Raw genomic sequence first — 24,657 nt, 5'->3', positions numbered from 1 at the left:
TAAGCGGTGATATATTTTTAGTAATTCATCTAATATATGAATGCAATGAAGTGAAGTTCCGACTATAAGGAATGAACACTTTTCGTTTAGAAAGGGGGAATCCTACATGGGAAAGAAAACGTTATCAATAATTCTATTATTTGTCATTATTTTTTCTCTGGCAGGATGTGGAGTTGAAAAGTCAACAGGAGAGTCAAAAGGATTTATCGGAATTTCTATGCCAACCAAATCGTCTGAAAGATGGGTGAAGGACGGTGAAAATATGAAGCAAATGTTTGAAGAACTTGGCTATCAAACAGATTTACAATATGCCGAAGATATAATAGAAAATCAAACAGCACAAATTGAAAATATGATTACAAAGGGTGTGGATGTACTAGTTATCGCACCAATTGATGATCGTTCAGGCTTATCAAGTGTACTAGAAAGAGCAAATAAAAGGGGCATTAAAGTCATTTCTTATGATCGCCTCATACAGCACAGCAAATATGTAGATTATTATGCTACGTTTGATAACTTCAAAGTTGGGGTTTTACAAGGAACATATATTGAAGAAAAACTTAACTTAAAAGAAGAAGAGGGTCCGTTCAATATAGAGATTTTCGCAGGATCACCCGATGACAATAATGCGTACTTCTTCTTTGACGGAGCGATGTCCATTCTAATGCCATATATTGATTCAGGTAAATTGGTTGTGCAAAGTGGACAAACAAAATTCCAACAGGGGGCAACACTTAGATGGGATGGTGCTTTGGCGCAATCTAGAATGGACAACTTATTAAGTGCTTATTACTCATCAGAACGAGTGGATGCTGTGCTATCACCTTATGACGGTATTAGTATCGGTGTTATTTCATCTTTACGCGGTGTTGGATATGGAAGTGAAGACCAGCCGATGCCTGTCATAACAGGACAAGATGCAGAGCTTGCATCAATTAAATCAATCATTAATGAAAGACAAACACAAACCGTGTTCAAGGATACAAGAGAACTAGCAAAAAAAGCGGTAGAAATGGCCAGTGCCCTATTGAACGGCGAACAAGCAGAAGTTAATGATAAGGAAACATATCACAATGGTGAAAAAGTCGTTCCAGCCTACCTTTTAAAGCCAGTCTCTGTTGATAAAACGAACTATGACTCTGTACTAGTTGAAAGTGGATATTATACAGAAGAACAGCTTGGACAATGATTCATCATTCGAAAGAAAAACATTGAATGTAGGTGGGAAAAATGTCAAAGATCATTCTAGAAATGCGGAATATCACAAAAGAGTTTCCAGGTGTAAAAGCACTTGAAAACGTGAACCTAAAAGTAAAAGAAGGAGAAATTCATGCTCTTTGTGGTGAAAATGGGGCAGGTAAATCCACCTTAATGAAGGTATTAAGTGGAGTTTATCCGCACGGATCCTATACTGGAGATATTTTATTTAAAGACTCTGTTTGTGAGTTTAAGGATATAAAACAAAGTGAAGAGCTGGGGGTCGTCATCATCCACCAAGAACTTGCGTTGATCCCAGAGCTTTCGATCGCAGAAAATATTTTTCTCGGAAACGAAATTGCCTCTAAAGGTGTCATTAATTGGAATATCACGACAATGAAAACACGTGAACTGCTGCAAAAGGTAGGACTAACCGAATCACCTAATACCAAGGTCGATGACATTGGAGTCGGAAAGCAACAATTAGTCGAAATTGCAAAAGCGTTATCAAAGGAAGTGAAGCTGCTTATCCTTGATGAGCCAACAGCTTCATTAAATGAAGATGATAGTGAAAATCTATTAAATCTTCTGTTAGAATTCAAAAAACAAGGAATGTCCGCAATTATCATCTCTCATAAATTAAATGAGATTGAAAAGGTAGCGGATTCAATCACGATTCTACGAGACGGGCAAACAATCGAAACACTTGATGTGAAAAAAGACAATGTTACGGAGGATCGCATTATCAAAGGTATGGTTGGAAGGGATTTAACTAACCGTTATCCTGAACGAACTCCTAAAATCGGAGAAACTTTCTTTGAAGTGAAAAACTGGAATGTATATCATCCTTTACACTCAGATCGAAAAGTTATCGATGATGTTACGATCTCCATTCGAAAGGGAGAAATTGTAGGGGTTGCCGGACTAATGGGGGCTGGTCGTACAGAGCTCGCTATGAGCATCTTCGGTAAATCATATGGAAAGAAGATTACCGGACAAATGTTTAAGGATGGAGCAGAAGTTGAATTTAACGATGTTACATCAGCGATCAACCAAGGCATGGCATATGTTTCAGAGGATCGTAAAGGAAATGGGCTCATCCTAATGGATGATATTAGACAAAACATTACACTAGCAAGCTTAGATAAAATTTCAAAGCAATCAATCTTAGACAAAAATAAAGAGATTATGGTCGCTGAAGAATATAAAAAGAAATTACGTATAAAAACACCAAGTATCTACCAAAAGGCAGGAAATTTAAGTGGAGGAAATCAACAAAAGATTGTATTAAGTAAATGGATTTTCTCTGAACCGGATATTTTAATTTTAGATGAGCCAACACGAGGAATTGATGTAGGGGCAAAATATGAAATTTACTCTATTATCAATGATCTGGCGATGGCCGGAAAAGGAATTCTTATGATTTCCTCAGAGTTACCGGAATTATTAGGCATGTGTGACCGAATCTATGTGATGAATGAGGGAAGTATCACTGGTGAAGTAACAAAAGAGGAAGCAAATCAAGAAAAGCTTATGACTTATATGACAAAAAGTAAGGTAAGGAGGTAGTTATGATGCAACCGCAAAATCAACTACAAAAAACACCAGGATTAAACAATGACTCCATTTGGAAATCAGTAATTCAAAACAATATGCGTCAATATAGCATGATCATTGCTTTAGTCTTTATAATGATTTTGTTTCAAGTTTTAACAGATGGGTTACTATTAAAACCGCTAAATATTACAAACTTAATTTTGCAAAATAGCTATATTTTAGTTCTGGCAATTGGAATGGTATTAGTAATTATTACAGGGCATATTGACTTATCGGTTGGTTCTGTTGCAGCCTTTGTTGGAGCAATATCAGCTATTTTGATGGTAAACTATGAAATGCCAACCTTCCTGGCAGTTATCATCTCTTTACTAGTAGGTGCCATTATCGGCGCATGGCAAGGGTTTTGGATTGCTTATGTGAAAATCCCGGCGTTTATCGTAACGTTGGCAGGAATGCTATTGTTCAGAGGTGCGACGATGATCGTCCTTGAAGGAAAATCCATTGCACCATTCCCTGAATCTTTCCAAAAAATCAGCTCAGGATTTATACCTGATATCGGAAGCGGATCAATCCATGTTTTAACACTAATTATTGGATTTGCATTATCAATTATTTATGTTTTCACCCAAATAAAAAGCAGACGAACAGAAATGAAATATAATGTTGAAGTTTCCTCAACAGGTATGTTTGTTTTAAAACTTGTTGGACTTGTGGCAATTTTAAACATTTTCACGTATGTATTAGCAACGTATGAGGGAATTCCGAATATTTTAATTATCCTCGGAGTTTTAGTTATTCTCTATACATTTGTTACAAATAAAACAAAAGCAGGTCGTCATGTTTATGCAATTGGAGGTAACGAAAAAGCTGCACAGTTATCAGGAATTAAAACAAAACGCATGACATTCTGGGTTTTTGTAAATATGGGTGTACTTTCTGCACTATCAGGTCTATTATTTGCAGCACGTTTAAATGCTGCAACACCTAAAGCGGGTAACTTATTTGAACTAGATGCAATCGCTGCATGCTTTATCGGCGGAGCATCTGCATATGGAGGAATTGGAACTGTTCCCGGTGCTATTATCGGTGGTCTTGTGATGGGGATCATGAATAACGGGATGTCATTACTAGGATTGGGAATTGACTGGCAGCAAGGAATTAAAGGATTGGTATTACTACTTGCTGTAGCATTTGATATCTATAATAAAAATAAAGCTTCTTAAATAAGTAAGAGGGATCCGGTCAAATGATGCGGATCCCTCTTTACTTGTTAGGAATCATCTTCTACTAATATTCGCAACTATTCATTTTAAATGTCTGCTTCATAGTATATAATGGAAATAGTTGTACGAATAAGTTAGTGCGGAAACATACAAGCTGAAAGTGGTGACAGAATGGCGCAGCAAACGAAAGTCAGCATGGTGAAACAAAAAGTCAAAGAGTGGATTACTGAGGGGAAGGTTTTGCCGGGAGAAAAAATTCATTCGGAAAATGAACTTGTGAAACTGTTTGAAGTGAGTAGACATACGGTAAGACAAGCTGTTGGTGACCTAGTTCATGAAGGGTGGTTGTATCGTGAGCAGGGAGCGGGTACCTTCGTCTCGCAACGCCGGAAAAAAACTCAAGCCCAACTGGCAAAAACATCGGTGTGATAACAACTTATGTAACAGACTATATCTTTCCTTCTATTATAAAAGGAATTGAGTCATATTTATCAGATCATGGTTACTCCTTAACATTTGCTTGTACTGACAACAATCCTGAAAAAGAAAGGATATGTCTGGAATCAATGTTAAGCCGTAATATTGATGGGTTAATTGTCGAGCCGACGAGAAGCAGCAGCTATAATCCTAATCTTCATTATTATTTACAAATGGAACAAAATGAAATTCCTTATTTAATGATCAACCAATATTATCCACAATTAAATCCCCCTCATCTCATACTTAACGATGAGAAAGGCGGTTTTATAGCAACTGAACATTTGATCAAGCAGGGTCATCGAAAAATAATCGGGCTCTTTAAAAGTGATGATATTCAGGGGTTAAACAGGATGCAAGGGTTTATTAGAGCTTTTCGTGAAAATGAAATCTCATTTTTTCCCGAGATGATCATTACATATACAACTGAGGAAAAAGACAAAATTTTAGTCAACAAACTAAAAGATGTGCTCATTTCAGAAGAAAAGAAGCCAACAGGAATTGTTTGCTACAATGATGAGATAGCGATTAGTGTGTTGAATGTTTTACGGGAACTTGAATTAAAGGTACCTGAGGATATTTCAATTGTAGGATACGATGATTCGTACCTAGCAGAAGCATCTGAAACCAAAATTACATCTGTTACTCATCCAAAAACAGAGATGGGATTGGAAGCGGCACAATGGATTGTTGCAGCAGTAGAAAACCGCGATAGAAAAATCGTGGAAAATAATCAAAAAATCTATGAACCTGAGTTAGTTATTCGAAATTCAACAAGATCTATCACAATTAATCATCTAATTTGATTTTTTTGATTTTGATTCGAAAACTGAAAAACTAAGGGGGATGTGTAGTGATTTCACTAAATGATTTAAAGGAACAATCGAAAGCATGTACATGTGGAAACAAGCATATTGATGTGGTCATCGAAAAAGTGGTCATTAGCCATAATGCCTTAACAGAAACAATAACCTATCTGTCAGAAAAAAACCTTCAACATGTAACAGTCGTTGCTGATTCAACAACTTATCAAGTCGCAGGAGAAAAGCTTACCTCTCTGCTTATAGAATCTGCAATTCCTCATCAAGTTGTTGTTATTCAACCAAATGATCAAGGTGATGTAGTGGCTGATGAGGTCTCATTAATTGAGGCCATGCTTGGTATACCACAAGATACTGATGTTGTTATTGCTGTTGGAGCGGGAACAATTCACGATATTGCGAGATTCTCCAGCTATAAAATGGGAAAACCTTTTATCTCAGTCCCAACAGCACCTTCAGTGGACGGATTTAACTCAATGGGAGCACCTGTTGTTATTAAAGGAATGAAAACCACGTATCAAATGCAAACGCCTATCGCATTATTTGCTGATATATCAATTCTACAAGCTGCTCCAAAAGAAATGATTGCTGCCGGATTTGGGGATATGATTGGTAAGCATACATCACTAGCGGATTGGAGGTTTTCTCATCTGGTAAATGGTGAGCCATATTGCCCGCTATCTGCCAGATTAACGAGGGAAGCGTTGAAAGAATGTGAAAATCATATTAATGAAATTGCTCAAGGTGATCGTAAAGGAATCAGGATTCTCATTGAAGCTTTGATTCAATCAGGCTATGCAATGCTAATCGTCGGACATTCATCTCCAGCATCAGGTGGTGAACATCATGTGTCCCATTTGTGGGAAATGAAGTTTCTTCAGCAACATAAGCCACAGGTTTTGCATGGAGCTAAGGTCGGTGTTTCTTCACAGGTTATTCTAGACTTGTATAAAAAGAGATTCAAAGAACTTGTTGCTAGTAAGCAACAATTAGAAGCACTTCCTGTTGGAAAAAAAGACAAGCTACTGAAAGTGTTAGAAAACCGAGATGAGATATTAACTGTTTTAGCTTCCTTACCGGAAAGTTCTTACATTGGTGATCAACTAGGAAAGCTTGGTGGTGCTGTTAAACCACTGGATTTAGGTATTGACGAACAGTTAGTGATCGAAAGTCTTAAGAATGCTCATAAAATAAGAAGCCGCTACACGATGTTAAAATTTTGGAATGAACATATAGGAGCACATCAACATGCATAGTTTTACAAGCGCGGATGCTGTCTTTTTCGATTTGGATGATACTTTATATGATCAATTATTACCTTTCGAAAAAGCGTTAACAAACCAGCAAATAGGACTGGAAAATTCTCAAATTGTACCGTTTTATAAACAAGTACGCTATTATAGTGATGTGCTATGGAAGCTTCATGTAAAAGGATCACTTAATTTAGAAGAGCTTCGTATTGAGAGGCTAACTTCTGCATGTAAAGACTTCGGTATCTTACTATCAAAAGAAAAAGCCATAGCTATTCAAGAACGTTATGAATATGAGCAAAAGATAATTACTCCATTTTCAGAAATACCGTCACTTCTTAAGTCTCTGCAGGACAAGGGGAAGGTTGTTGGTATTATTACAAATGGACCTGTTGCTCATCAGATGAAGAAATTAGTCGCCCTAGGGATTGATCATATCGTACCTGAAGAACGAATGTTTATTTCTGATGGTATAGGGATTGCTAAACCAGATAAACGAGTATTCGAATATGTCCAAACAAAATTAAATCTTACTCCAAGTAAATGTCTATATATTGGGGATACATGGGAAAATGATATTGTCCCACCAATAGAAGCAGGGTGGAAATGTATTTGGTTCAATCATCGAAAAAGAAAACCACTAACACATCATCTCCCGAATGAAACAGTTACAGAGATTGATGAGTTATTACAATTAAAATAACAACATGAAAAAGGATGAAGTGTTAAAAACATATCATCCTCCTTCTACTTTATTCCTGCTTCAACTGCTGTTCTGCTAATTTTATCATTTCTCGAACCATATTGCCCCCGAGCTTCCCGCCTATTTTGCCGGCTTGTTTAGATGTTAAATCCCCATTATTTCCATCACTTAATGGAATCCCCAGCTCTTTAGCAGCCTCAAATTTAGCTTCAGTTGCGGTGGTACTGTTTGCTACCTTTGCCTTTAATTGATTTACTTGTTCTCTCGACTCAGGGACAAGTAACTTATTTCGCTTTGCCATCACATTCCCCCCTTTGTTTATAGTTTTTCTAGTAAAGGCTGAATCTATGCTATAGTAAAAATAAATCTCTATTAAAGTGAGTGTTTGTATATGACGAGAAAATTATTTTATAACAATGCCTACCAAACGTCTTTTAACTCAGAAGTAGTGAAAAAAGGGATCGATGATAATGGTAGAAATTATATTGTTTTAAAGGAAACAGCTTTCTATCCGACTGGAGGGGGACAGCCGCACGACACTGGAACAATAAACGGAAAAAGTGTTATAGATGTAGAAGAAGTAGAAGGAGAGTTGCGGCACTACCTTGAAGGACCTCCAATAGAAAAGGAAGCAATTGTTGGTCATATTGATTGGATTCGTCGGTTTGATCATATGCAGCAACATGCAGGTCAACACCTTTTGACAGCAGTTTTTGAGGATCACCTTGGGTATAAAACGAAAAGTTTTCACCTCGGAAAGGAACTGTCTACAATTGATCTTGATACTAAAACTCTTACAACCGAAGAGATACAGAAGGCTGAGGAGTTAACAAATCAACTTATTTTGGAAAATCGACCTATTCATTCGAAGTGGATTAAGGATACTGAAGAATTATTGACATATACACTTCGTAAAGATCTGGCTGTTTCTGAAAATATTCGCCTTGTAGTCATTCCCGAAATTGATTATAACGGTTGTGGTGGTACACATCCGAAATCTACAGGTGAGATCAGTGCTTTAAAGATTCTTCATATTGAAAAACAGAAAAAGCTGGTACGTGTTCATTTTGTTTGTGGTCATAGAGTACTGAAACAACTGAATAAGAAGCATGAAATCATTCAAAAACTAAGCTCACAACTAAGTGCTCCACAGGAACAATTAAATGTGGCAGTTGATAGACTTCTGCAAACAACAAAACATTTAGAAGACAAAGTTGATGAACTAACAACAAAGGCTATTCAATTTGAAGCAAAGGAGCTTTTTTTAAAAGCAGAACCCTTATTTGAACAATTTTTAGTTAAAGAAGTTTTTCAGGACAGACCAATCGATGACTTGCAAAATCTTGCGAAGGATCTTGTAACAAACCGATCTAACCTTATCGTTATTCTCATTTGTAAGCAACAAGATAAAATTCAGATCGTTTGTGCACGTACTGATGATATAGACATTAATTTGAACATAGTGTTAAAGGCTGTATTACCATTGATTCATGGAAAAGGAGGAGGAAGACCTTCGTTTGTCCAGGGAGGCGGAGAAAATGTACTACCTTCAGATGAGCTTATGAAGCAACTAATAGAAACGATAAAATCAACATTAATATAAAAAATGTCAAAATATCCTATTGCATTCATCTATTATTTCTAGTATTATAACTATACAAGCTGCGCTGTACGCATCCTTTATAAAGTTTTAACCTTTAAGCTGAAATAGGGAGTTTTACATTGAAGTCGGAATATCATGCCTCCATTATGTTGAGGACGATACGAAATCTTCTGCGAACACCCACTTGTAGGAGTGGTGGTTTAAAACTCTATAATTTTACGATGCGGCAATCGCGGCAAAACCCTTTATAACAAACAATCCGGTTTCCAATAGGAATCCGGATTTTTTTGTTTTATTAAGAGGGAGTCGTTTCAGAGAGGCAAGAACGACCTTTAAAATTCCTGTAATTCTCTATGGATAAAACTCTCAGTTGTAAGTGCTGCAACACCCAGTGCAGCTGAGTGGGTAGAATGCTTTGAAAAATCAATCTGTAAATCCTGTTGCTGGAAAAAGAGTGATTGAGAGTAAACAATATCTAAAACTGGCTGTTTTATCCACTCTTCGGCCATTGCTAATCGATTACCAATAATAATTTGCTCAGGATTAAAAGTATTGATAATGTTATTAATTCCATAGCCGAGATAAGTTCCAATTTCATGAAAAAGTGATATTGCCTTTTTGTCTTTTTCTTTTGCCAATGTAATTAATTCTTCTAGGCTAATATCTGATTCTGCTCGTTTTAGGAGTGCATGCTCAGAAGCATATGTTTCCCAACAGCCCCTGCTGCCACATCTGCAAGGAATACCATTTATTTCAATGACCATATGACCGAGCTCACCAGAGAATCCATTAAGGCCCTGGTATAATTCATTATTAAGAATTAAACCAACACCAATTCCAATCCCTGCGCTTACATACATAATATCTTTATAGTCATGTCCGACACCAAATTGCTTTTCGCCATACGCTCCTGCATTGGCTTCATTCATAATGATAACGGGTATCTGAAATTCTTCCTCTAATAATGATTTTATTTCGCAATTTTTCCAACCAAGGTTTGGTGCAAGGAGGATGCTTCCTTGTTTATCGACAATCCCGGGTATACCGATCCCGATTCCAACAACTCCATAAGGTGTTTTAGGTAGATCTTTCATTAAATAAATAATCATATTTCTTATCTGTTCGTTGACTGCCAGAAAATCTGTATTTTTTACTTTTACATGATGTTCAATGACAATACTTCCTTTTAGGTCAGTGACAACACCCAGAATATAATTCACGCCTAGATCAATTCCAATTGAATAGCCAGCTGTTGCATGGTAGTGAAGAAGAACCGGCCTGCGTCCACCACTAGATTCACCCGGACCAGATTCATACACTAACTCTTTTTCTAACAACTCATTTACAAGTGAGGAGACGGTTGCTTTATTTAATCCAGATTGCTGGGCAATATCTGCTCTTGAAATGGGCTCATGCTGGGTAATCGTTTGAAAAACAAGCGCTGTATTATTTTTCTTTACAACTTGCTGATTCCAAGTAATCGACTTCAAATGCTTCACCTATTTTCAATGTTATTCTACTTTTTATTATAGTACAAACTTAGTTTAATGGATAGACAAACTTCACTCTCAATGATATAATTTTAACTAGTCTTTGGAGTAGTAGAGACGTCAACAGATCAGTGTTGTAAGGGTTTACTTAAACGAGAATTATACCGTTGATAAGAAGTATATATTTTTTTTGATAAATAAGAAACAATGGGGGAGACAAAATGAAATATGTAATCGGGGTTGATTTAGGTACAAGTGCAGTAAAAGTGATATTAATGGATCAACAAGGAACAATCGCACAAGAAGTTTCAAAATCCTATCCTTTGATTCATGAAAAGTCAGGGTACAGTGAGCAGGAGCCTGAGCAATGGGTTGAAAAAACAAGAGAAGGACTTGCCGAACTTGTTCAAACATTCAAAGGTAATGTGGCTGATATTGAAGGGATTAGTTTTTCAGGACAAATGCATGGATTAGTTCTTCTTGATAACAACAATCAAGTATTAAGAAATGCTATCCTTTGGAATGATGTAAGAACAACTGATCAATGTCAAAGGATTTATGAGGTTGTCGGTACAGAGCGCTTACTAGATATAACAAAAAATCCTGCATTGGAAGGCTTTACACTACCTAAAATTTTATGGGTTAAAGAGCATGAACCTCAAATTTTTGAAAAAGCAGCAGTATTTATGCTGCCGAAGGACTATCTACGCTTTCGTATGACTGGAAAGGTACATAGTGAATATTCAGATGCAGCAGGCACATTGTTGTTAAATGTCGGAGATAAGTCATGGAGTCAAGATATTTGTGATTTATTCGAACTGAATATTGATTTTTGCCCGCCATTGGTTGAATCACATGAATGTGTGGGTCAAATTACAGAGGAATATGCCCGACAAACCGGTCTTTCAACAGAAACAAAGGTCTTTGCCGGTGGTGCTGATAATGCATGTGGTGCAATTGGTTCCGGTATTTTATCAGAAGGTAATACCCTTTGTAGTGTAGGTACATCAGGTGTTGTACTATCATACGAAGAACGTAATGATCGTGACTTTTCAGGAAAAGTCCATTATTTTAATCATGGAAAAGAAAATGCCTTCTATACGATGGGGGTTACACTTGCAGCTGGATATAGTTTAAGCTGGTTTAAGGATGTATTTGCTGAGAATGAATCATTTGAAGCTTTGTTAGACGGGATTGGAGATGTACCAGTCGGATCAAATGGTTTGCTGTTTACTCCATACTTGGTAGGTGAAAGAACTCCTCATGCCGATCCTACGATACGGGCCAGCTTTATTGGAATGGAAGGATCACATAAGAAAAAGGATTTTGCACGTGCTGTTATAGAGGGAATTACATTTTCGCTTAATGAGTCAATAAATATTTTCCGTGAAAGCGGAAAAGAAATCGGAAGTGTCATTTCAATAGGAGGGGGAGCAAAAAATGATACATGGCTGCAAATTCAAGCAGATGTTTTCAACGCTAAAATTATCAAGTTAAAAAGTGAGCAAGGTCCGGGTATAGGTGCTGCCATTCTTGCGGCATATGGAGCAGGATGGGCTGAATCATTACAAGGAATTGCTGATATCTTCATTCAGCCTGAAAAAACATATGAACCAATTCCAGAGAATGTTGAAAAATATAAAGAACTTTTTACTCTTTATAAAGAAGTTTACAACCAGACAAAATCATTAAATGAAGGGCTGAGAGCCTTTAGAAAGTAAAACATAAGGATCAGGAGCTCATGGTAGAAGGGAGACCTGATCCTTTTTCTGTTATTTAATTTGAATCGTATCAGAAGAAAAAATGGTGACAATAAGCTGTCCACCAATCACCTTGGAACGGACAAGTAAAGGTTGATTATATTCGTTCTTAAATGTGAAATCTGGTCCATACCAACTAACAGTTGCGTCCCGGTTAGGAGGTACGTATGGAACTTTCCGACTATGAGAGTATCGCTCGAGAATCTTGACACCGGCTTTATCTACTGCATTAAAAAGGGTTGATGATACTTGACAAATTCCCCCGCCAATTCCTTCGGATAATTCCCCTCTAACTATTACTGGAGCTGGTAAGTAACCTTTTTCGACGGTTCTTTTACCTACCACTGCATTAAACGAGAAAATCTCTCCGGGGAAGATAACATAATTATTTATAGCATCTGACGCTAATTTAATATTATGAGTTCGTTCTCCATTTCTGCTATTAAAGAAAGTGACATATTGCCCAACCATCTTTTCTTTAATAGAAGAAAGGAGCTCACTATCTACCTTCGGATAAAGTGTTACTGTTGGTAATTCAATTGTTGAAGGACCTTCGGAAAAATAGCGTGTATAAAATGTTTTCTTCCACAATTCACGATTTAATTTTATCCCCGTTTTTTCACTAATTAGTCGTCCATGAGGATCTAGAGACGCGTTTACTGGTTCTCTGAAAACGTTGGATTCTAATGAATCAGTTAATTCATTAAATTTAGATTCATCAATAAAATCATACTGAAAAGGAGAAAGAGCAACTTCAGAACGATGCAATGATTTGATTTCTTTTCCTTCATAAGTGATCGACAGATTATCAGATACTTCTACAGGTTGTCCGATCAGCATGAATAGTGCAAGTAACATATACAAATAAATTCAACCTCCGATTTCTTCCTGGATCTAGGATTTCGGTATTTTTTCCAAGAAAGGGTCAACTATAACCTTCCATGAAGAAAACGGGGAAATTCTCACTAAGGTAAAGGTTTGTTTCACTTTCACTGGACCTACAGTCTTTAAGTAAATTTTCATATCAGCAGAGACTTTTTTGGATAGAGAGAGTGAAGCATCTTGGTTTGTCTCTTTTATAGACCATTGCATTCCTTCGATATCATTTAAAAATACAAATGATTGATTTAGATTTTTATGATTGGATAAAACCATTTTCTTACTTAATTCTTTGTCATTGTTTTTAACAGTTAATAGAAATACTTCTAATGATTGTTCAGGTGTAAGTGTTGTGACATATTCATCAAATTTCCCTGCAGCCTTTAAGATCATAATGTGATGTGACAAATCCAGTTTACCTGTTCGATGTGTTTTACTTTCAGAAAAGTGGATGCAAAAATGTCCGGGAAAACCATTTTGGAGTGCACCTGCTCCATGTGGCATTCCATGCATTGAAGCAGGAATAAGACGGTCTTTGACTTGAATAAGGACCGCACGTCTCCGCCAGCTCCAATTGCCGTTATAAATTACTTTCATAATAACGGTATCTTCTTTTGTTAAAGGTTGTACATCGGCATGACCGCTTCCCGCTCTTCTTTGAACATCAAATTTCTTTCCGGTATCCACATCAATTACTGTGAACGTAGATTGACGGGGAATCACTTTCTTCACTTCTTCCCAATTAGGTAGTTCCGGTTCAAAGCTAATGGGATGAACAGATGCTTTATCGCCTGCTATTCCATATGTATGTTTATAAGTTAGGGATAAAAGAAATAAGCAAATAACTAAGGTTTTTTTCAACTTCCTTCAACTCCATCGCAAGCATTCATTACGGTTATTTTGCGTAAAATTTCGTAAATCATCGCAATTTAAGGGAGGAAAAATATAGAAACTTTTTACATTTTGCAGATGATATTCATTTGAAAACACAAATGACCTCTACTTTCTGGTACAATTGCATATACATAGTTTTTCATCATGATATTTTTCCGAATAGGAGAATGCATTATGCTATATAAAATAAATCGACAGCTTGAAAAGTGGATGCCAGTCATTACACCAATCAGTGTAGTAACAGGTGTGTTACTTGCAGATAAGCTGTTAGCTTTCACATTTCTCATTCCATGGTTATTTGCCTTTATGACGTTAACAGGCAGTCTCGGGTCAAATTTTTCATCCCTTAAAGGAGTCATTAAAAAACCCCTCCCATTATTTGTGATTATTTTGTTATTGCATTTAATTATGCCTTTAATTGCTTGGTTAGTCGGCCAAAGTTTTTATCCAAATGATCATTTAACAATTACCGGTTTTGTCTTAGCTTCTGTCATTCCAACAGGAATTACAAGCTTTATATGGGTAACGATTTATAAAGGGAATATTGGACTTGCTTTATCCATAATTTTATTTGATACCATGCTGTCACCTTTTTTAGTGCCATTTACACTATCTCTTTTTGTTGGTCAAAATGTACAAATTAATGTCATGGATATTATGTATGGATTATTCTTTATGGTTGTTATTCCTTCGCTTTTAGGTATGTTGACAAATCATCTTACGAAAGGGAAAAGTGTAAAGGCTGGCAAAACATTAGCACCGTTTTCAAAGCTTGCTCTTGCCACTGTCGTTATGATTAACGGAGCTGTTATCTCTCCTTATATAAAAGAATTTAGTGTTAAATTAATGTTAATCGCGTTAACGGTGTTTTTTCTGGCATGCTTAGGGTATGTTATTGCGTGGGGATTAGGAATTTTTCTTAAAAGAGACAGGGAGACACAGGTTGTCATGTTGTTTACAGGCGGTATGCGCAACATTAGTGCCGGTGCAGTCATTGCTGTTCAGTATTTTCCTGCAGCTGTTGCGGTACCCGTTGTACTGGGGATGTTATTCCAACAAATTTTAGCCTCCTTATTTGGTTTTTTGTTTCACATATTAGATCAAAAACAAGATGTAAAAAATCATTTTTCAGCTACACCATAACAATATAACATTGCCAAAAAGGAAAGATTATGTTAAAAATAATGAGAATCAACTAATTTTATATCAATAGATTCACCACTAGGGGAGCTGTTAAAGCTGAGAGAGGCAAATGCCTTGACCCTTATTACCTGATCTAGATAATACTAGCGGAGGGAAGCGGTGTTTGATTACATATTTGGTAGATTTATAGCCTTGATTGCTATAGTTTTATACCATTATTTTATGCCATTCAAACCACTTCTCAAGTAGAAGTGGTTTTTTATTTGGAAAAAGGAGGAGAGTTTGCTTGGCGAAATCGATTACTCAATTAGTTGAAAGTGTCCATGATCGTAAAGATGAGTTGGTTTCTTTCGTACAAAAATTAATTGAATTTAAAACCCCGGCACCGCCGGCTCGAAATACAGAGGAAGCACAACTGTTCATTGCGGATTTTTTAAAGCAAAAAGGTTTTTCAATTGATATGTGGGATGTATATCCAAATGATCCAAACGTTGTTGGTATTAAAAAAGGCACTCAGTCTGCTTCTTATAAAAGCTTAATTATTAATGGACATATTGATGTAGCTGAAGTACATGAAGATGAGCAATGGGAAACAAATCCCTTTATTCCAATTGTAAAGGATGGGATGATTGTTGGTCGTGGTGCGGCAGACATGAAAGGTGGATTAGCGGGCGCATTGTTTGCTATTCAATTATTACAAGAGGAAGGAATTGAACTTCCCGGTGATCTCATTTTTCAATCTGTCATAGGAGAAGAAGTAGGAGAGGCTGGGACTTTAGAATGTTGCAATAGAGGTTATACAGCTGATTTCGCAGTTGTTGTAGATACAAGTGATTTACATATTCAAGGTCAAGGAGGGGTCATTACCGGATGGATTACAATCAAAAGCTCACAAACTTATCATGATGCGACAAGACGTCAAATGATTCATGCAGGTGGAAATCTTTTTGCAGCAAGTGCAATTGAAAAAATGACCAAGATTATTCAAGGACTTCAGGAGCTCGAGCGTCATTGGGCTGTGACAAAAAGCTATCCTGGCTTTTTACCGGGCACTAATACGATTAATCCGGCAGTAATTGAAGGGGGACGACATGCTGCGTTTATCGCTGACGAATGTCGCTTATGGATCACGGTTCACTATTATCCGAACGAATCACATCAAAAGATTATTCAGGAAATTGAAGAGCATATTCTGCATGTTGCAAAGTCTGATCCGTGGCTTAGAGATCATCCACCGCACTTCGAATGGGGTGGCAAATCAATGATTATAGATAGAGGAGAGATTTTCCCTTCATTAGAAGTAGATCCAACCCATCCTGCTGTAAAGCTATTAGGTTCCACACATGAATCAGTCTTGCAAAAATCAGTGATTGTAGATGTTTCTCCAACGGTAACAGATGGGGGATGGTTGGCAGAGGCGGGAATCCCGACAGTAATATATGGACCGGGAAAATTGCATCATGCTCATTCTGTAAACGAACAATTGTCTATAGATGAATTAGTTGAATTCACAAAATCGATTTTATTGTTTATTTATGAATGGAGCCATACAGATAAAAAAGAGAAGGGGATGTCCTAAATGAAATTTAGTCAAAGACTTTATGATAAAGTGAAGCCTATTTGGGAACAAAATCATGCTCATCCTTTTGTTCAAGGGATGGGAGATGGAACACTTGCAAAAGAAAAGTTTCGATTTTATATGATTCAGGATTATTTGTATTTAATTGAATATGCGAAGGTATTTGCATTAGGTGCAGTTAAAGCTACAGATGTGAAGACAATGGCACGTTTTGCTGAATTGTTACATTCCACATTAAATGATGAGATGGAACTTCATAGACAATATGCGGAAAAATTTGGCATTACAACTCAAGAACTAGAAGAAGCAAAACCTTCTCCAACAACTCTCGCCTATACGCATTATATGTTACATGTAAGTCAAAACGGAACACTTGCTGAGTTAGTTGCTGCTTTGCTTCCATGCATGTGGAGCTACTGGGAGATAGGTAAGGATTTAGCAAAAAAGAAGGAAGCATGTGACCAAGAATTTTACGGTGAGTGGATTACAATGTATGCTTCAGTCGAATTTGGTCAGCTTGCCACTTGGTGCATTGATTTAATGGATGAATGTGCAGAAGGGAAACCAGAAGCAGAGTTATGTAAATTAGAAGAAATTTTTCTGAATACTACTCGCTTTGAATATATGTTTTGGGATATGGCTTACCATGAAGAGATGTGGCCGATTAATGACTAATAAAATACTACAATTTCATAATATTAGTTTTCACTACGAAAAGGATGACTTGCAAAAGCCAATTCTTAAAAACTTGAATCTGGAACTATATGAGGGGGAATTTATCAGTTTTCTTGGGCCAAGCGGGTCTGGAAAAAGTACATTATTTAAATTAATCACAGGATTGGAACAACCAAGTGAAGGTGAGATTTTCCTGCGAAATCAGCTTGTTATCAATAGACTGGGACAGGTAGGGTACATGCCTCAGCAAGACTTACTCTTACCTTGGCGGACAATTGTAGAAAATGCAGCACTCCCACTTGAGATTAAAGGGCTGAAAAAGCGGGAGGCATATCAAAAAGTGATCATGCTATTAGATGAATTTGGTCTTAAAGGAGTGGAAAATCATTTTCCAAGTGATTTATCAGGGGGAATGAGGCAACGTGTATCTTTTTTAAGAACAATATTAAGCGGGTCTAACATTCTATTACTTGATGAGCCTTTCAGTGCATTAGATGCAATTACAAAATTATCACTTCAGGAATGGTTATTAGCTCAATGGCAAAAGCGGAACGAAACGATTTTGTTTATTACTCATGATGTGAATGAAGCATTATTTTTATCAGATCGTATTTTTGTGTTTTCTGAATCACCTACAACGAATTTAAAAGAAATCAAGATTCCGTTACTTCGACCCAGAAATATAAAAGACTTGAATCAACCAGATATTCTCCAATTAAAAGATGAACTATTGGATGAGTTGCGAACGAGGCAGAAACTATGAAATGGATACATAAATATGGTGCCTCATTTAGTCTTATCGTCCTGTTATTAGTCGTCTGGGAAATAGGTGCAGAATTGCTGAATATGGGGTTTATCCTTCCTACGCCAACAGATGTAATGATGAAAATTTGGGACATAAAAGAACCGTTATTTTTAGAACATTTACCTGCTACCTTTCTAATTATCATCATCGGGTTAAGTTTATCGATTTTCTTTGGAGTAGGCCTGGCAATTTGGATGAGTGTAAGTAGTACGGTTGAAAAAACATTATATCCTTTGATTATTTCATCTCAAACCATACCAATTATTGCACTTGCCCCCATATTTGTTCTTTGGTTTGGCTACTCGATTTGGAGTAAAGTTATTGTGACTGTTCTTATTACGTTTTTCCCTATAACGGTAAATACATATGATGGTCTTAAAGCAACAAGCAAGGAATATAAAGAAATGCTATTGACAATGGGAGCGAGTAAAAAAGATATTTTCTTTAAGCTTCAGATTCCCGGGTGTGCGCCGTATTTTTTATCAGGGTTAAAGGTCGCTGTTACATTAAGTGTTATAGGTGCTGCTATTGGCGAATGGATTGGGGCTCAAGCGGGTTTAGGTTATTTTAGTAGAAGAATGATGACTCAATTTGATGGAGCTGGTGTTTTTGCTCCAATTGTCATTCTCTCATTAGTAGGAATTGGATTATTTCTTATTGTAACACTCATAGAAAAAAAGATGTTTAAATGGAGGAAAACAGATTGAAAAAAGCTTTCGTATTGTTCATAGGTTTATCTTTAGTTATTTTATCCGCATGTTCCAACAAAACAAGTACAACTGATACGGGTGGAGAAGCAGGGAAAGAAGAATTAAAGGATGTTAGTATTATGCTTGATTGGTATCCTAATGCTGTTCATAGCTTTTTATACATTGCTAAAGAAAAAGGATACTTTGAAGAAGAAGGACTGAATGTAGATATTCAATTCCCGGCTAACCCTACAGACCCTATTAATTTAGCTGCTGCAGGAAAAATCACTTTAGGTATTTCCTATCAACCAGATGTGATCATTGCTCGTGCAAATCAAGATATTAAGATTAAATCAGTAGGTGCAATTGTTCGATCACCCTTAAATCGTGTCATTTTTTTGGAAGATAGCAAGATACAATCTCCGAAGGATTTAGAAGGGAAAACTGTGGGATTTCCGGGAATTCCTCTAAATGAATCTCTAATAAATTCAATGGTAAAAGCAGATGGAGGAAACCCTGAAAATGTTGAAATGATTGATGTCGGCTTTGAGCTAGGCTCTTCTATTGTCAGTAAAAAAGTAGATGCTGTCATTGGTGCATATATTAATCATGAGGTACCAGTGCTAGCTCATGAAGGTTATAAAACGCGTAACATCAATCCCACCGAGTTTGGAGTCCCAAACTACTATGAGCTTGTAGCGGTAACAAGTGATCAAACATGGGAAAAAGAGCAGGAATCAATCGAGGCTTTTTGGAGAGCTGCAACGAAAGGATATCAATTTACTGCAGAAAATCCAGATGAAGCCTTACAGATATTATTAAAAAACCAAGATGAGTCGAATTTTCCGCTTGTAAAAGATGTTGAAGATCAGAGCTTAGATATCTTATTACCTCTGATGAAATCAGAAGAAGGATTTGGTAGTCAGAATCAACAACAATGGGAAAAAACGATTAAATGGTTAAAGGATGCAGGATTAATTGAAAAAGAACCTATTATAGAGGATATCTTTGTGAATATCGCAAAAGAGGAATAGAAGGACTTGGTGGGATTTGAACCCACAAAATGTACAACAAGTTAACGGTGTAACTGTTGACCGCTCTACACATTGAGCTACAAGTCCTAATGTTAGTGTGTGCAATTTTGAACATTTTATTCAAGTGAACTTTAACATGTATATCAAAAAACGGTTGTTCAATTTGAACAACCGTTTTTTGATTCATTGTTTATATTTTTAACTCAATCTTCGCTGTTTCACGAAGCTCCTCTACTTTTGCTGCAAGTTTTTCTTGTGTTTTTTGACCTTCAAGGTTAGTTTTTAATGTATCCTTAACATCTTCGTACTTTGGAGTTTCTGCTGATTCTTCCCCGGAACTTGTCATTTTGTCATAATATTCTTTTACTTCTTTATCAGTTACTTCTTCTACCTTTAAGTCGTTCTTGACATATTGATCATACTTTACTGTGTCGGCAATTTGAGATTTAAGTTCATCTAGAGTAAGGTTATTTGCCTTTAATGCTTCATTAAAGGCATCATCATTTTCATATTTAGCCTTTAAAGTATCCAGCTGTTTATTAATATCTTCTTCTTTCGCTTCGTAACCTTTTTTCTCAATTTCCTGCATAATAAGAGTTTGTCCTACAAGGCTTTCAAGTGTATAGTCTCTTAATTGTGTTGCCAGTTCTTCAGTTGTCGGGTCTTGTCCCATACTAGTAAATTGCATTTGTGACATACTTAAAGCGTCGTTATATTCATTACCTTTAATTTCTTTGCCATTTACAATTGCAACAACTGTATCTTCTTCTACCTTTTGTGCATCAAGCTTTTTTTGCATCTCCTTAGGATCAACAGCTGCTTCTTCTTCTCCGGTAGCTTTTTCTTCTGTTTCCTTTTCCTTTTCCTTTGCTTTATCTTCATCATTGTTGCAAGCAGCAAGTGATAAAGAAAGGATTCCGACGAATAGTGCTAGTAAAAATTTTTTCAACTTGAAAAACTCCTTTCAATCCTACGAAACATTCAAGACATAGGTACATACTAGGAATTGTATAATAGTTAACGAAAAAATGAAAGGTTTTCAAATGATTTAATAGAAGATAGTAGTTTTTAAGTGGTTAAAGTTATCGGTATAAAAACCCAAATTGGTTTAATTAATGGAAAAATGAGATAAACAACAGTCCAAGTTAAAAATTTCTTAAAAAGTACAAATCATTGTATCCAAACAACCCGGCAACTAGACAATTGTATGAAAATTTAAAAAATCTAATCTTGATATAAGGGGATGAGAAGCGTTAGAGACGTCTGAGACGCTTTTAAAAGAATATACGGATAAATGGCAACGCTTACACTAACTAATTGGAAGAAATACTCACAACATTACTTGAACACCTTGATTATGAAAATCATCGTGTTAGTATTAAAACGTGAGCAAAAATACGAACAAAAATACGAACGAAATTGGAGAGATGAGATGCTACACGATAAAACAGTTGCGTTTATAGGCGCAGGTTCTATGGCAGAGGCGATGATATCTGGACTTGTAAAATCAGAAAAATTTCCAATACATCAGATTGTTGCCACAAACCGGTCAAATGCAGAACGATTAGCTGCTTTAGAAGCTATTTATGGTATTAACATTTGTAAATTAGAAGACTTACAGTTTGACCAAATAGATGTCATTATTCTGGCAATGAAGCCAAAAGATGTAGATCAGGCATTAAGAGGAATCAAGCAACAGATCAAACCAAACCAACTCATATTATCAGTACTAGCTGGAATTACAACAACATATCTTGAACAAAACCTTCATATTGGCCAGCAGGTAGTCCGAGTCATGCCGAACACATCAAGTGCTATCGGTGAATCAGCTACTGCCATATCCCCAGGTCATGAAACATCAGAAAACAATGTCGTTTTAACTAAAACATTATTAGAATGCATCGGTGAAGTCTACACAATCGATGAAATGGATATGGATGTTTTTACAGGTCTTGCAGGAAGCGGACCCGCATATTTTTACTATTTAATGGAGCATATGGAGCAGCAAGGTGCAAAGGCTGGATTTGATGTGGAGACAACGAGAAAAATCATCGCTCAAACAATCAAGGGTGCAGCAACAATGGTTCAATCACAAGGTGAAACACCAACAATCTTAAGAGAAAAGGTAACATCACCAAACGGCACGACTGCTGCAGGTCTAAAAGCACTTGATGAGAATGGCGGAGGCAAGGCAATTGCCAAAGCTGTTGAACATGCCGCCATTCGTTCAAAAGAAATAAGTGAGCAAATCCAAGAAAGTCTTTTAGTGAATTCGAAATAACAGATTGAAAATAGAGATAAAAATGATTCAGGAGTGATATAATGACGACCCTTGAAAACGTAAAGAAACGGGTTGTAATAAAGGTAGGAAGCAGTTCCTTAACAAGTCGACACGGTGAGATTAGTCGACGGAAACTAGAGAAATTAGCAGATGAAATTGCTTTATTAAAAGATGAAGGACATGAAATCGTTTTTGTATCATCTGGAGCTGTAGCAGCTGGCTATCGAAAATTAGGGTGTATTAATCGTCCGACATCTTTACCTGAAAAACAGGCAGCAGCTTCTATTGGTCAAGGATTATTAATTGAAGCATATTCGGAAATTTTCTTGTCACACGGATATGTTGCTTCTCAAATATTAATAACACGCAGTGATTTTTCAGATGAAATTCGCTATAACAATGTAAGAAATACGTTAAATGTTCTGCTGGAAAGAGGGATAATCCCAATTGTTAACGAAAATGATACTGTAACAGTTGATCGATTGAAATTTGGCGACAATGATACATTGTCTGCAAAAGTAGCTGGTTTAATTGAAGCAGATCAACTAATTATTCTTTCTGATATTGAAGGATTATATGACTCAGATCCTCGTAAAAACGAGCAAGCAAAATTACTTGAAAAAGTATATGAAATAACCCCTGAAATCGAAGAGGGTGCCGGTGATTCAGGCAGTAATGTTGGTACAGGTGGAATGAGGTCAAAAATCGATGCAGTAAAAATAGCAATGGCATCAGGTATTTCTACCTTCCTTGGGAAAGCGAGCATTGCCAATATTCTTACTGAAGCAGTAAGAGGTGATGCGAAGGGCACATATTTTGAAGTCACAAATGAGACGGTTAACTTAAATAGAAAGAAACAATGGATCGCCTTCCATTCAGGTCCAGAAGGAGAAGTTGTCATAAACCAAAATGTCAAAATGTCCATTGCAGATCATAAGCATAGTATTTATTCATCAGATATTGAGCAAGTAAAAGGACATTTTGAAAAAGGTGCAGTCATTCGAATTCTCGACCATGAAGGTGAGAGAGTAGGTCTTGGGGTTGTTAATTATTCAACAGTTGAATTAGAAAAAATGAGGAATATCTCAGGTGGAAATATTGAAAAGCAAGAAGTTGTTCATTTTGACGATTTAGTTTGTGAGCTTGAATTATCCTTACCAGTAGGAGTATAAAAGGAGGAATTGGATGTCTGTCATAGAAAAACATACAACAGTTGAAGCACAAGCAATTGCAGCGAAAAAAGCAGCAAAAAAAGTAAGTTTGTTATCGACAGAAGAAAAAAATGACGCATTGCATATCATAGCTGATACACTGGAGAAAAATACTAGACACATTCTTCACGCAAATGAGCGTGATCTGCAATTGGGTAAAGAAAAAGGCTATGATGAAGCTTATATGGATCGTCTTGCATTATCAAAGGAGAGAATCTTTGATTTTGCAGAAGGATTACGACAAGTTGCAAAACTAGAGGATCCAACAGGGAATATTTTATCGAATTGGACCTTAGATAATGGATTATTAGTTGAAAAGGTGACAGTGCCTTTAGGTGTTATAGGTATGATCTATGAGGCACGTCCTAATGTGACAGTTGATGCGACAGGACTTGCACTTAAATCAGGGAATTCAATTCTTTTAAAAGGCGGATCATCTGCTTTATCATCAAACAAAGCAATTGTAGAGGTTATGCATGAAGCATTGAACGCAACTAAAATACCAAAAGAAGCAGTTCAATTTATAGCGAGCACCGATCGTGAAGCAACACAACAGCTGTTTACAATGAAGGAACATATTGATGTGTTAATTCCACGTGGTGGTGGCTCTCTCATCAATGCTGTTGTAAACAATGCGACTGTTCCAGTCCTTGAAACAGGCGTCGGAAACTGTCATTTATATATTGATGTTGAAGCAGATGTAGAGAAAGCATTAAATATTCTAGTTAATGCAAAAACAGACCGACCAGCTGTTTGTAACGCATTAGAAACAGCTATTATTCATAAAGAGTGGCTTGATAAAAACAAGGAACGATTAATTAACACATTAAATGAAGAGGGTATTACAGTTCATGGTGATGAAACAGCTTTATCCTATTTTCCTGATGCAATACTCGCAAATGAAGAAGATTGGGCTAATGAGTATTTAAGTTTGGATCTTGCAGTAAAAACAGTAGATAGTGTGGAAGAAGCAATAGATCATATTGAAAAATATGGTACGAAGCATTCAGAAGCGATCGTAACGGAAAATAAAGATACTGCTAAAATCTTTATGAATGTAGTGGACGCATCTGCCTTGTACCATAATGCCTCAACACGTTTTACGGATGGGGGTGCACTTGGATTTGGTGCAGAAATTGGAATTTCAACACAAAAGTTACATGCACGTGGTCCAATGGGATTACCTGCGTTAACGACAGTTAAATTCCTCATGTCAGGAAATGGTCAAACCAGATAATAAATGATCAGGACTTACCCGTTAAGGGGGTCCTGCTTTTTTTGTCTAAGAATTTCTATATAATACATAATTTTATAAGGGTGGTGAAAACTTATAACACATATAAAAAAAGCAGGTGTACGTAATGCAGAAAAAACAAACATTCAATT

Annotated in this window: 21 protein-coding genes, 1 tRNA gene, 1 pseudogene and 1 riboswitch; of the genes and pseudogenes, 17 read left to right on the top strand and 6 right to left on the bottom strand. The window is 36.6% G+C overall.

Annotation, left to right across the window (positions count from 1 at the left end; translation table 11 throughout):
* Positions 1 to 106: 106 nt before the first annotated feature.
* The 6 genes and pseudogenes from chvE (at position 107) to AC0L8O_RS14580 (ending at position 7,228) form a co-directional block, all read left to right on the top strand.
* A complete protein-coding gene (chvE, locus tag AC0L8O_RS14605; protein WP_473443299.1) occupies positions 107 to 1,189 on the top strand; it encodes a multiple monosaccharide ABC transporter substrate-binding protein in 1,083 nt (360 codons plus the stop codon).
* Between the two features lie 41 nt (positions 1,190 to 1,230).
* Positions 1,231 to 2,766 carry a multiple monosaccharide ABC transporter ATP-binding protein gene (gene mmsA / locus AC0L8O_RS14600; RefSeq protein WP_473443297.1) on the top strand — a complete coding sequence of 512 codons (1,536 nt, stop codon included), beginning with the start codon at positions 1,231 to 1,233 and terminating at the stop codon, positions 2,764 to 2,766.
* Positions 2,767 to 2,849: 83 nt separating this feature from the next.
* Positions 2,850 to 3,977 carry a multiple monosaccharide ABC transporter permease gene (gene mmsB, locus AC0L8O_RS14595; protein WP_473448905.1) on the top strand — a complete coding sequence of 376 codons (1,128 nt, stop codon included), beginning with the start codon at positions 2,850 to 2,852 and terminating at the stop codon, positions 3,975 to 3,977.
* A gap of 171 nt (positions 3,978 to 4,148) precedes the next feature.
* Positions 4,149 to 5,260 (top strand): annotated as a pseudogene (locus AC0L8O_RS14590) (substrate-binding domain-containing protein).
* A 47-nt stretch (positions 5,261 to 5,307) separates the two neighbouring features.
* Positions 5,308 to 6,531, top strand: coding sequence for a sn-glycerol-1-phosphate dehydrogenase (locus AC0L8O_RS14585; protein ID WP_473443295.1), 1,224 nt, complete (start codon positions 5,308 to 5,310; stop codon positions 6,529 to 6,531).
* Entirely contained in the window at positions 6,524 to 7,228 is a 705-nt protein-coding gene (locus AC0L8O_RS14580; protein ID WP_473443293.1) for an HAD family hydrolase, read from the top strand. The genes AC0L8O_RS14585 and AC0L8O_RS14580 overlap by 8 nt, the downstream gene beginning before the upstream one ends.
* Before the next feature lie 49 nt (positions 7,229 to 7,277).
* On the opposite strand, the gene AC0L8O_RS14575 is transcribed toward AC0L8O_RS14580, so the two are convergent.
* Positions 7,278 to 7,529 carry a small, acid-soluble spore protein, alpha/beta type gene (locus AC0L8O_RS14575; protein ID WP_473443291.1) on the bottom strand — a complete coding sequence of 84 codons (252 nt, stop codon included), beginning with the start codon at positions 7,527 to 7,529 and terminating at the stop codon, positions 7,278 to 7,280.
* Between the two features lie 90 nt (positions 7,530 to 7,619).
* Between AC0L8O_RS14575 and AC0L8O_RS14570 the strand changes: the two genes are divergently transcribed.
* Positions 7,620 to 8,831, top strand: coding sequence for an alanyl-tRNA editing protein (locus tag AC0L8O_RS14570; protein WP_473443289.1), 1,212 nt, complete (start codon positions 7,620 to 7,622; stop codon positions 8,829 to 8,831).
* Between the two features lie 332 nt (positions 8,832 to 9,163).
* On the opposite strand, the gene AC0L8O_RS14565 is transcribed toward AC0L8O_RS14570, so the two are convergent.
* Complete coding sequence (locus AC0L8O_RS14565; RefSeq protein ID WP_473443287.1) at positions 9,164 to 10,321, bottom strand: ROK family protein; 1,158 nt, start codon at positions 10,319 to 10,321, stop codon at positions 9,164 to 9,166.
* A 221-nt stretch (positions 10,322 to 10,542) separates the two neighbouring features.
* Here AC0L8O_RS14565 and xylB point away from each other — a divergent pair, with 221 nt between their 5' ends.
* Complete coding sequence (gene xylB / locus AC0L8O_RS14560; RefSeq protein ID WP_473443286.1) at positions 10,543 to 12,042, top strand: xylulokinase; 1,500 nt, start codon at positions 10,543 to 10,545, stop codon at positions 12,040 to 12,042.
* 51 nt (positions 12,043 to 12,093) lie between these two features.
* Here the strand turns inward: xylB and AC0L8O_RS14555 are convergent, their stop codons facing one another.
* Both AC0L8O_RS14555 and AC0L8O_RS14550 read right to left on the bottom strand, forming a co-directional pair.
* Positions 12,094 to 12,939, bottom strand: coding sequence for a VanW family protein (locus AC0L8O_RS14555; RefSeq protein WP_473448903.1), 846 nt, complete (start codon positions 12,937 to 12,939; stop codon positions 12,094 to 12,096).
* 36 nt (positions 12,940 to 12,975) lie between these two features.
* Positions 12,976 to 13,821 carry a hypothetical protein gene (locus tag AC0L8O_RS14550; RefSeq protein ID WP_473443284.1) on the bottom strand — a complete coding sequence of 282 codons (846 nt, stop codon included), beginning with the start codon at positions 13,819 to 13,821 and terminating at the stop codon, positions 12,976 to 12,978.
* Between the two features lie 207 nt (positions 13,822 to 14,028).
* Here AC0L8O_RS14550 and AC0L8O_RS14545 point away from each other — a divergent pair, with 207 nt between their 5' ends.
* The 6 genes from AC0L8O_RS14545 to AC0L8O_RS14520 all read left to right on the top strand — a co-directional run bounded on the left by AC0L8O_RS14545 (position 14,029) and on the right by AC0L8O_RS14520 (position 19,779).
* Entirely contained in the window at positions 14,029 to 14,997 is a 969-nt protein-coding gene (locus AC0L8O_RS14545; RefSeq protein WP_473443282.1) for a bile acid:sodium symporter family protein, read from the top strand.
* A gap of 70 nt (positions 14,998 to 15,067) precedes the next feature.
* A riboswitch (TPP riboswitch) is annotated at positions 15,068 to 15,169 on the top strand.
* 114 nt (positions 15,170 to 15,283) lie between these two features.
* Entirely contained in the window at positions 15,284 to 16,576 is a 1,293-nt protein-coding gene (locus AC0L8O_RS14540) for an acetylornithine deacetylase (protein ID WP_473443280.1), read from the top strand.
* Positions 16,577 to 17,251 (top strand): thiaminase II, encoded by a 675-nt coding sequence (gene tenA, locus AC0L8O_RS14535; RefSeq protein ID WP_473443278.1) that lies wholly within the window; start codon positions 16,577 to 16,579, stop codon positions 17,249 to 17,251.
* Positions 17,244 to 18,014 carry an ABC transporter ATP-binding protein gene (locus tag AC0L8O_RS14530; RefSeq protein ID WP_473443276.1) on the top strand — a complete coding sequence of 257 codons (771 nt, stop codon included), beginning with the start codon at positions 17,244 to 17,246 and terminating at the stop codon, positions 18,012 to 18,014. Before tenA ends, AC0L8O_RS14530 begins: the two co-directional genes overlap by 8 nt.
* Positions 18,011 to 18,763, top strand: coding sequence for an ABC transporter permease (locus AC0L8O_RS14525; RefSeq protein WP_473443274.1), 753 nt, complete (start codon positions 18,011 to 18,013; stop codon positions 18,761 to 18,763). Before AC0L8O_RS14530 ends, AC0L8O_RS14525 begins: the two co-directional genes overlap by 4 nt.
* Positions 18,745 to 19,779, top strand: a complete 1,035-nt coding sequence (locus AC0L8O_RS14520) for an ABC transporter substrate-binding protein (RefSeq protein WP_473443272.1) — start codon at positions 18,745 to 18,747, stop codon at positions 19,777 to 19,779. The genes AC0L8O_RS14525 and AC0L8O_RS14520 overlap by 19 nt, the downstream gene beginning before the upstream one ends.
* A 1-nt stretch (position 19,780) precedes the next feature.
* On the opposite strand, the gene AC0L8O_RS14515 is transcribed toward AC0L8O_RS14520, so the two are convergent.
* Together AC0L8O_RS14515 and AC0L8O_RS14510 are read right to left on the bottom strand one after the other, a co-directional pair.
* Positions 19,781 to 19,866 (bottom strand) — tRNA-OTHER (locus AC0L8O_RS14515).
* 103 nt (positions 19,867 to 19,969) lie between these two features.
* Positions 19,970 to 20,728, bottom strand: coding sequence for a SurA N-terminal domain-containing protein (locus AC0L8O_RS14510; protein ID WP_473443270.1), 759 nt, complete (start codon positions 20,726 to 20,728; stop codon positions 19,970 to 19,972).
* Between the two features lie 483 nt (positions 20,729 to 21,211).
* Between AC0L8O_RS14510 and proC the strand changes: the two genes are divergently transcribed.
* The 3 genes from proC to AC0L8O_RS14495 are packed head-to-tail and all read left to right on the top strand — an operon-like array spanning position 21,212 to position 24,508.
* On the top strand, positions 21,212 to 22,060 hold the full coding sequence (gene proC, locus AC0L8O_RS14505) for a pyrroline-5-carboxylate reductase (protein WP_473448901.1): 849 nt from the start codon (positions 21,212 to 21,214) through the stop codon (positions 22,058 to 22,060).
* Positions 22,061 to 22,101: 41 nt separating this feature from the next.
* The gene (proB, locus tag AC0L8O_RS14500; protein WP_473443268.1) at positions 22,102 to 23,232 is read left to right on the top strand and encodes a glutamate 5-kinase; all 1,131 of its coding nucleotides are present in this window, start codon (positions 22,102 to 22,104) and stop codon (positions 23,230 to 23,232) included.
* A gap of 13 nt (positions 23,233 to 23,245) precedes the next feature.
* Entirely contained in the window at positions 23,246 to 24,508 is a 1,263-nt protein-coding gene (locus AC0L8O_RS14495; protein WP_473443266.1) for a glutamate-5-semialdehyde dehydrogenase, read from the top strand.
* Positions 24,509 to 24,657: the final 149 nt, after the last annotated feature.

This window comes from Metabacillus sp. KJ11-3 (assembly GCF_055808295.1).
Note: the sequence above shows the minus strand (reverse complement) of the source record. Positions and strands in the feature narration are given on the sequence as shown.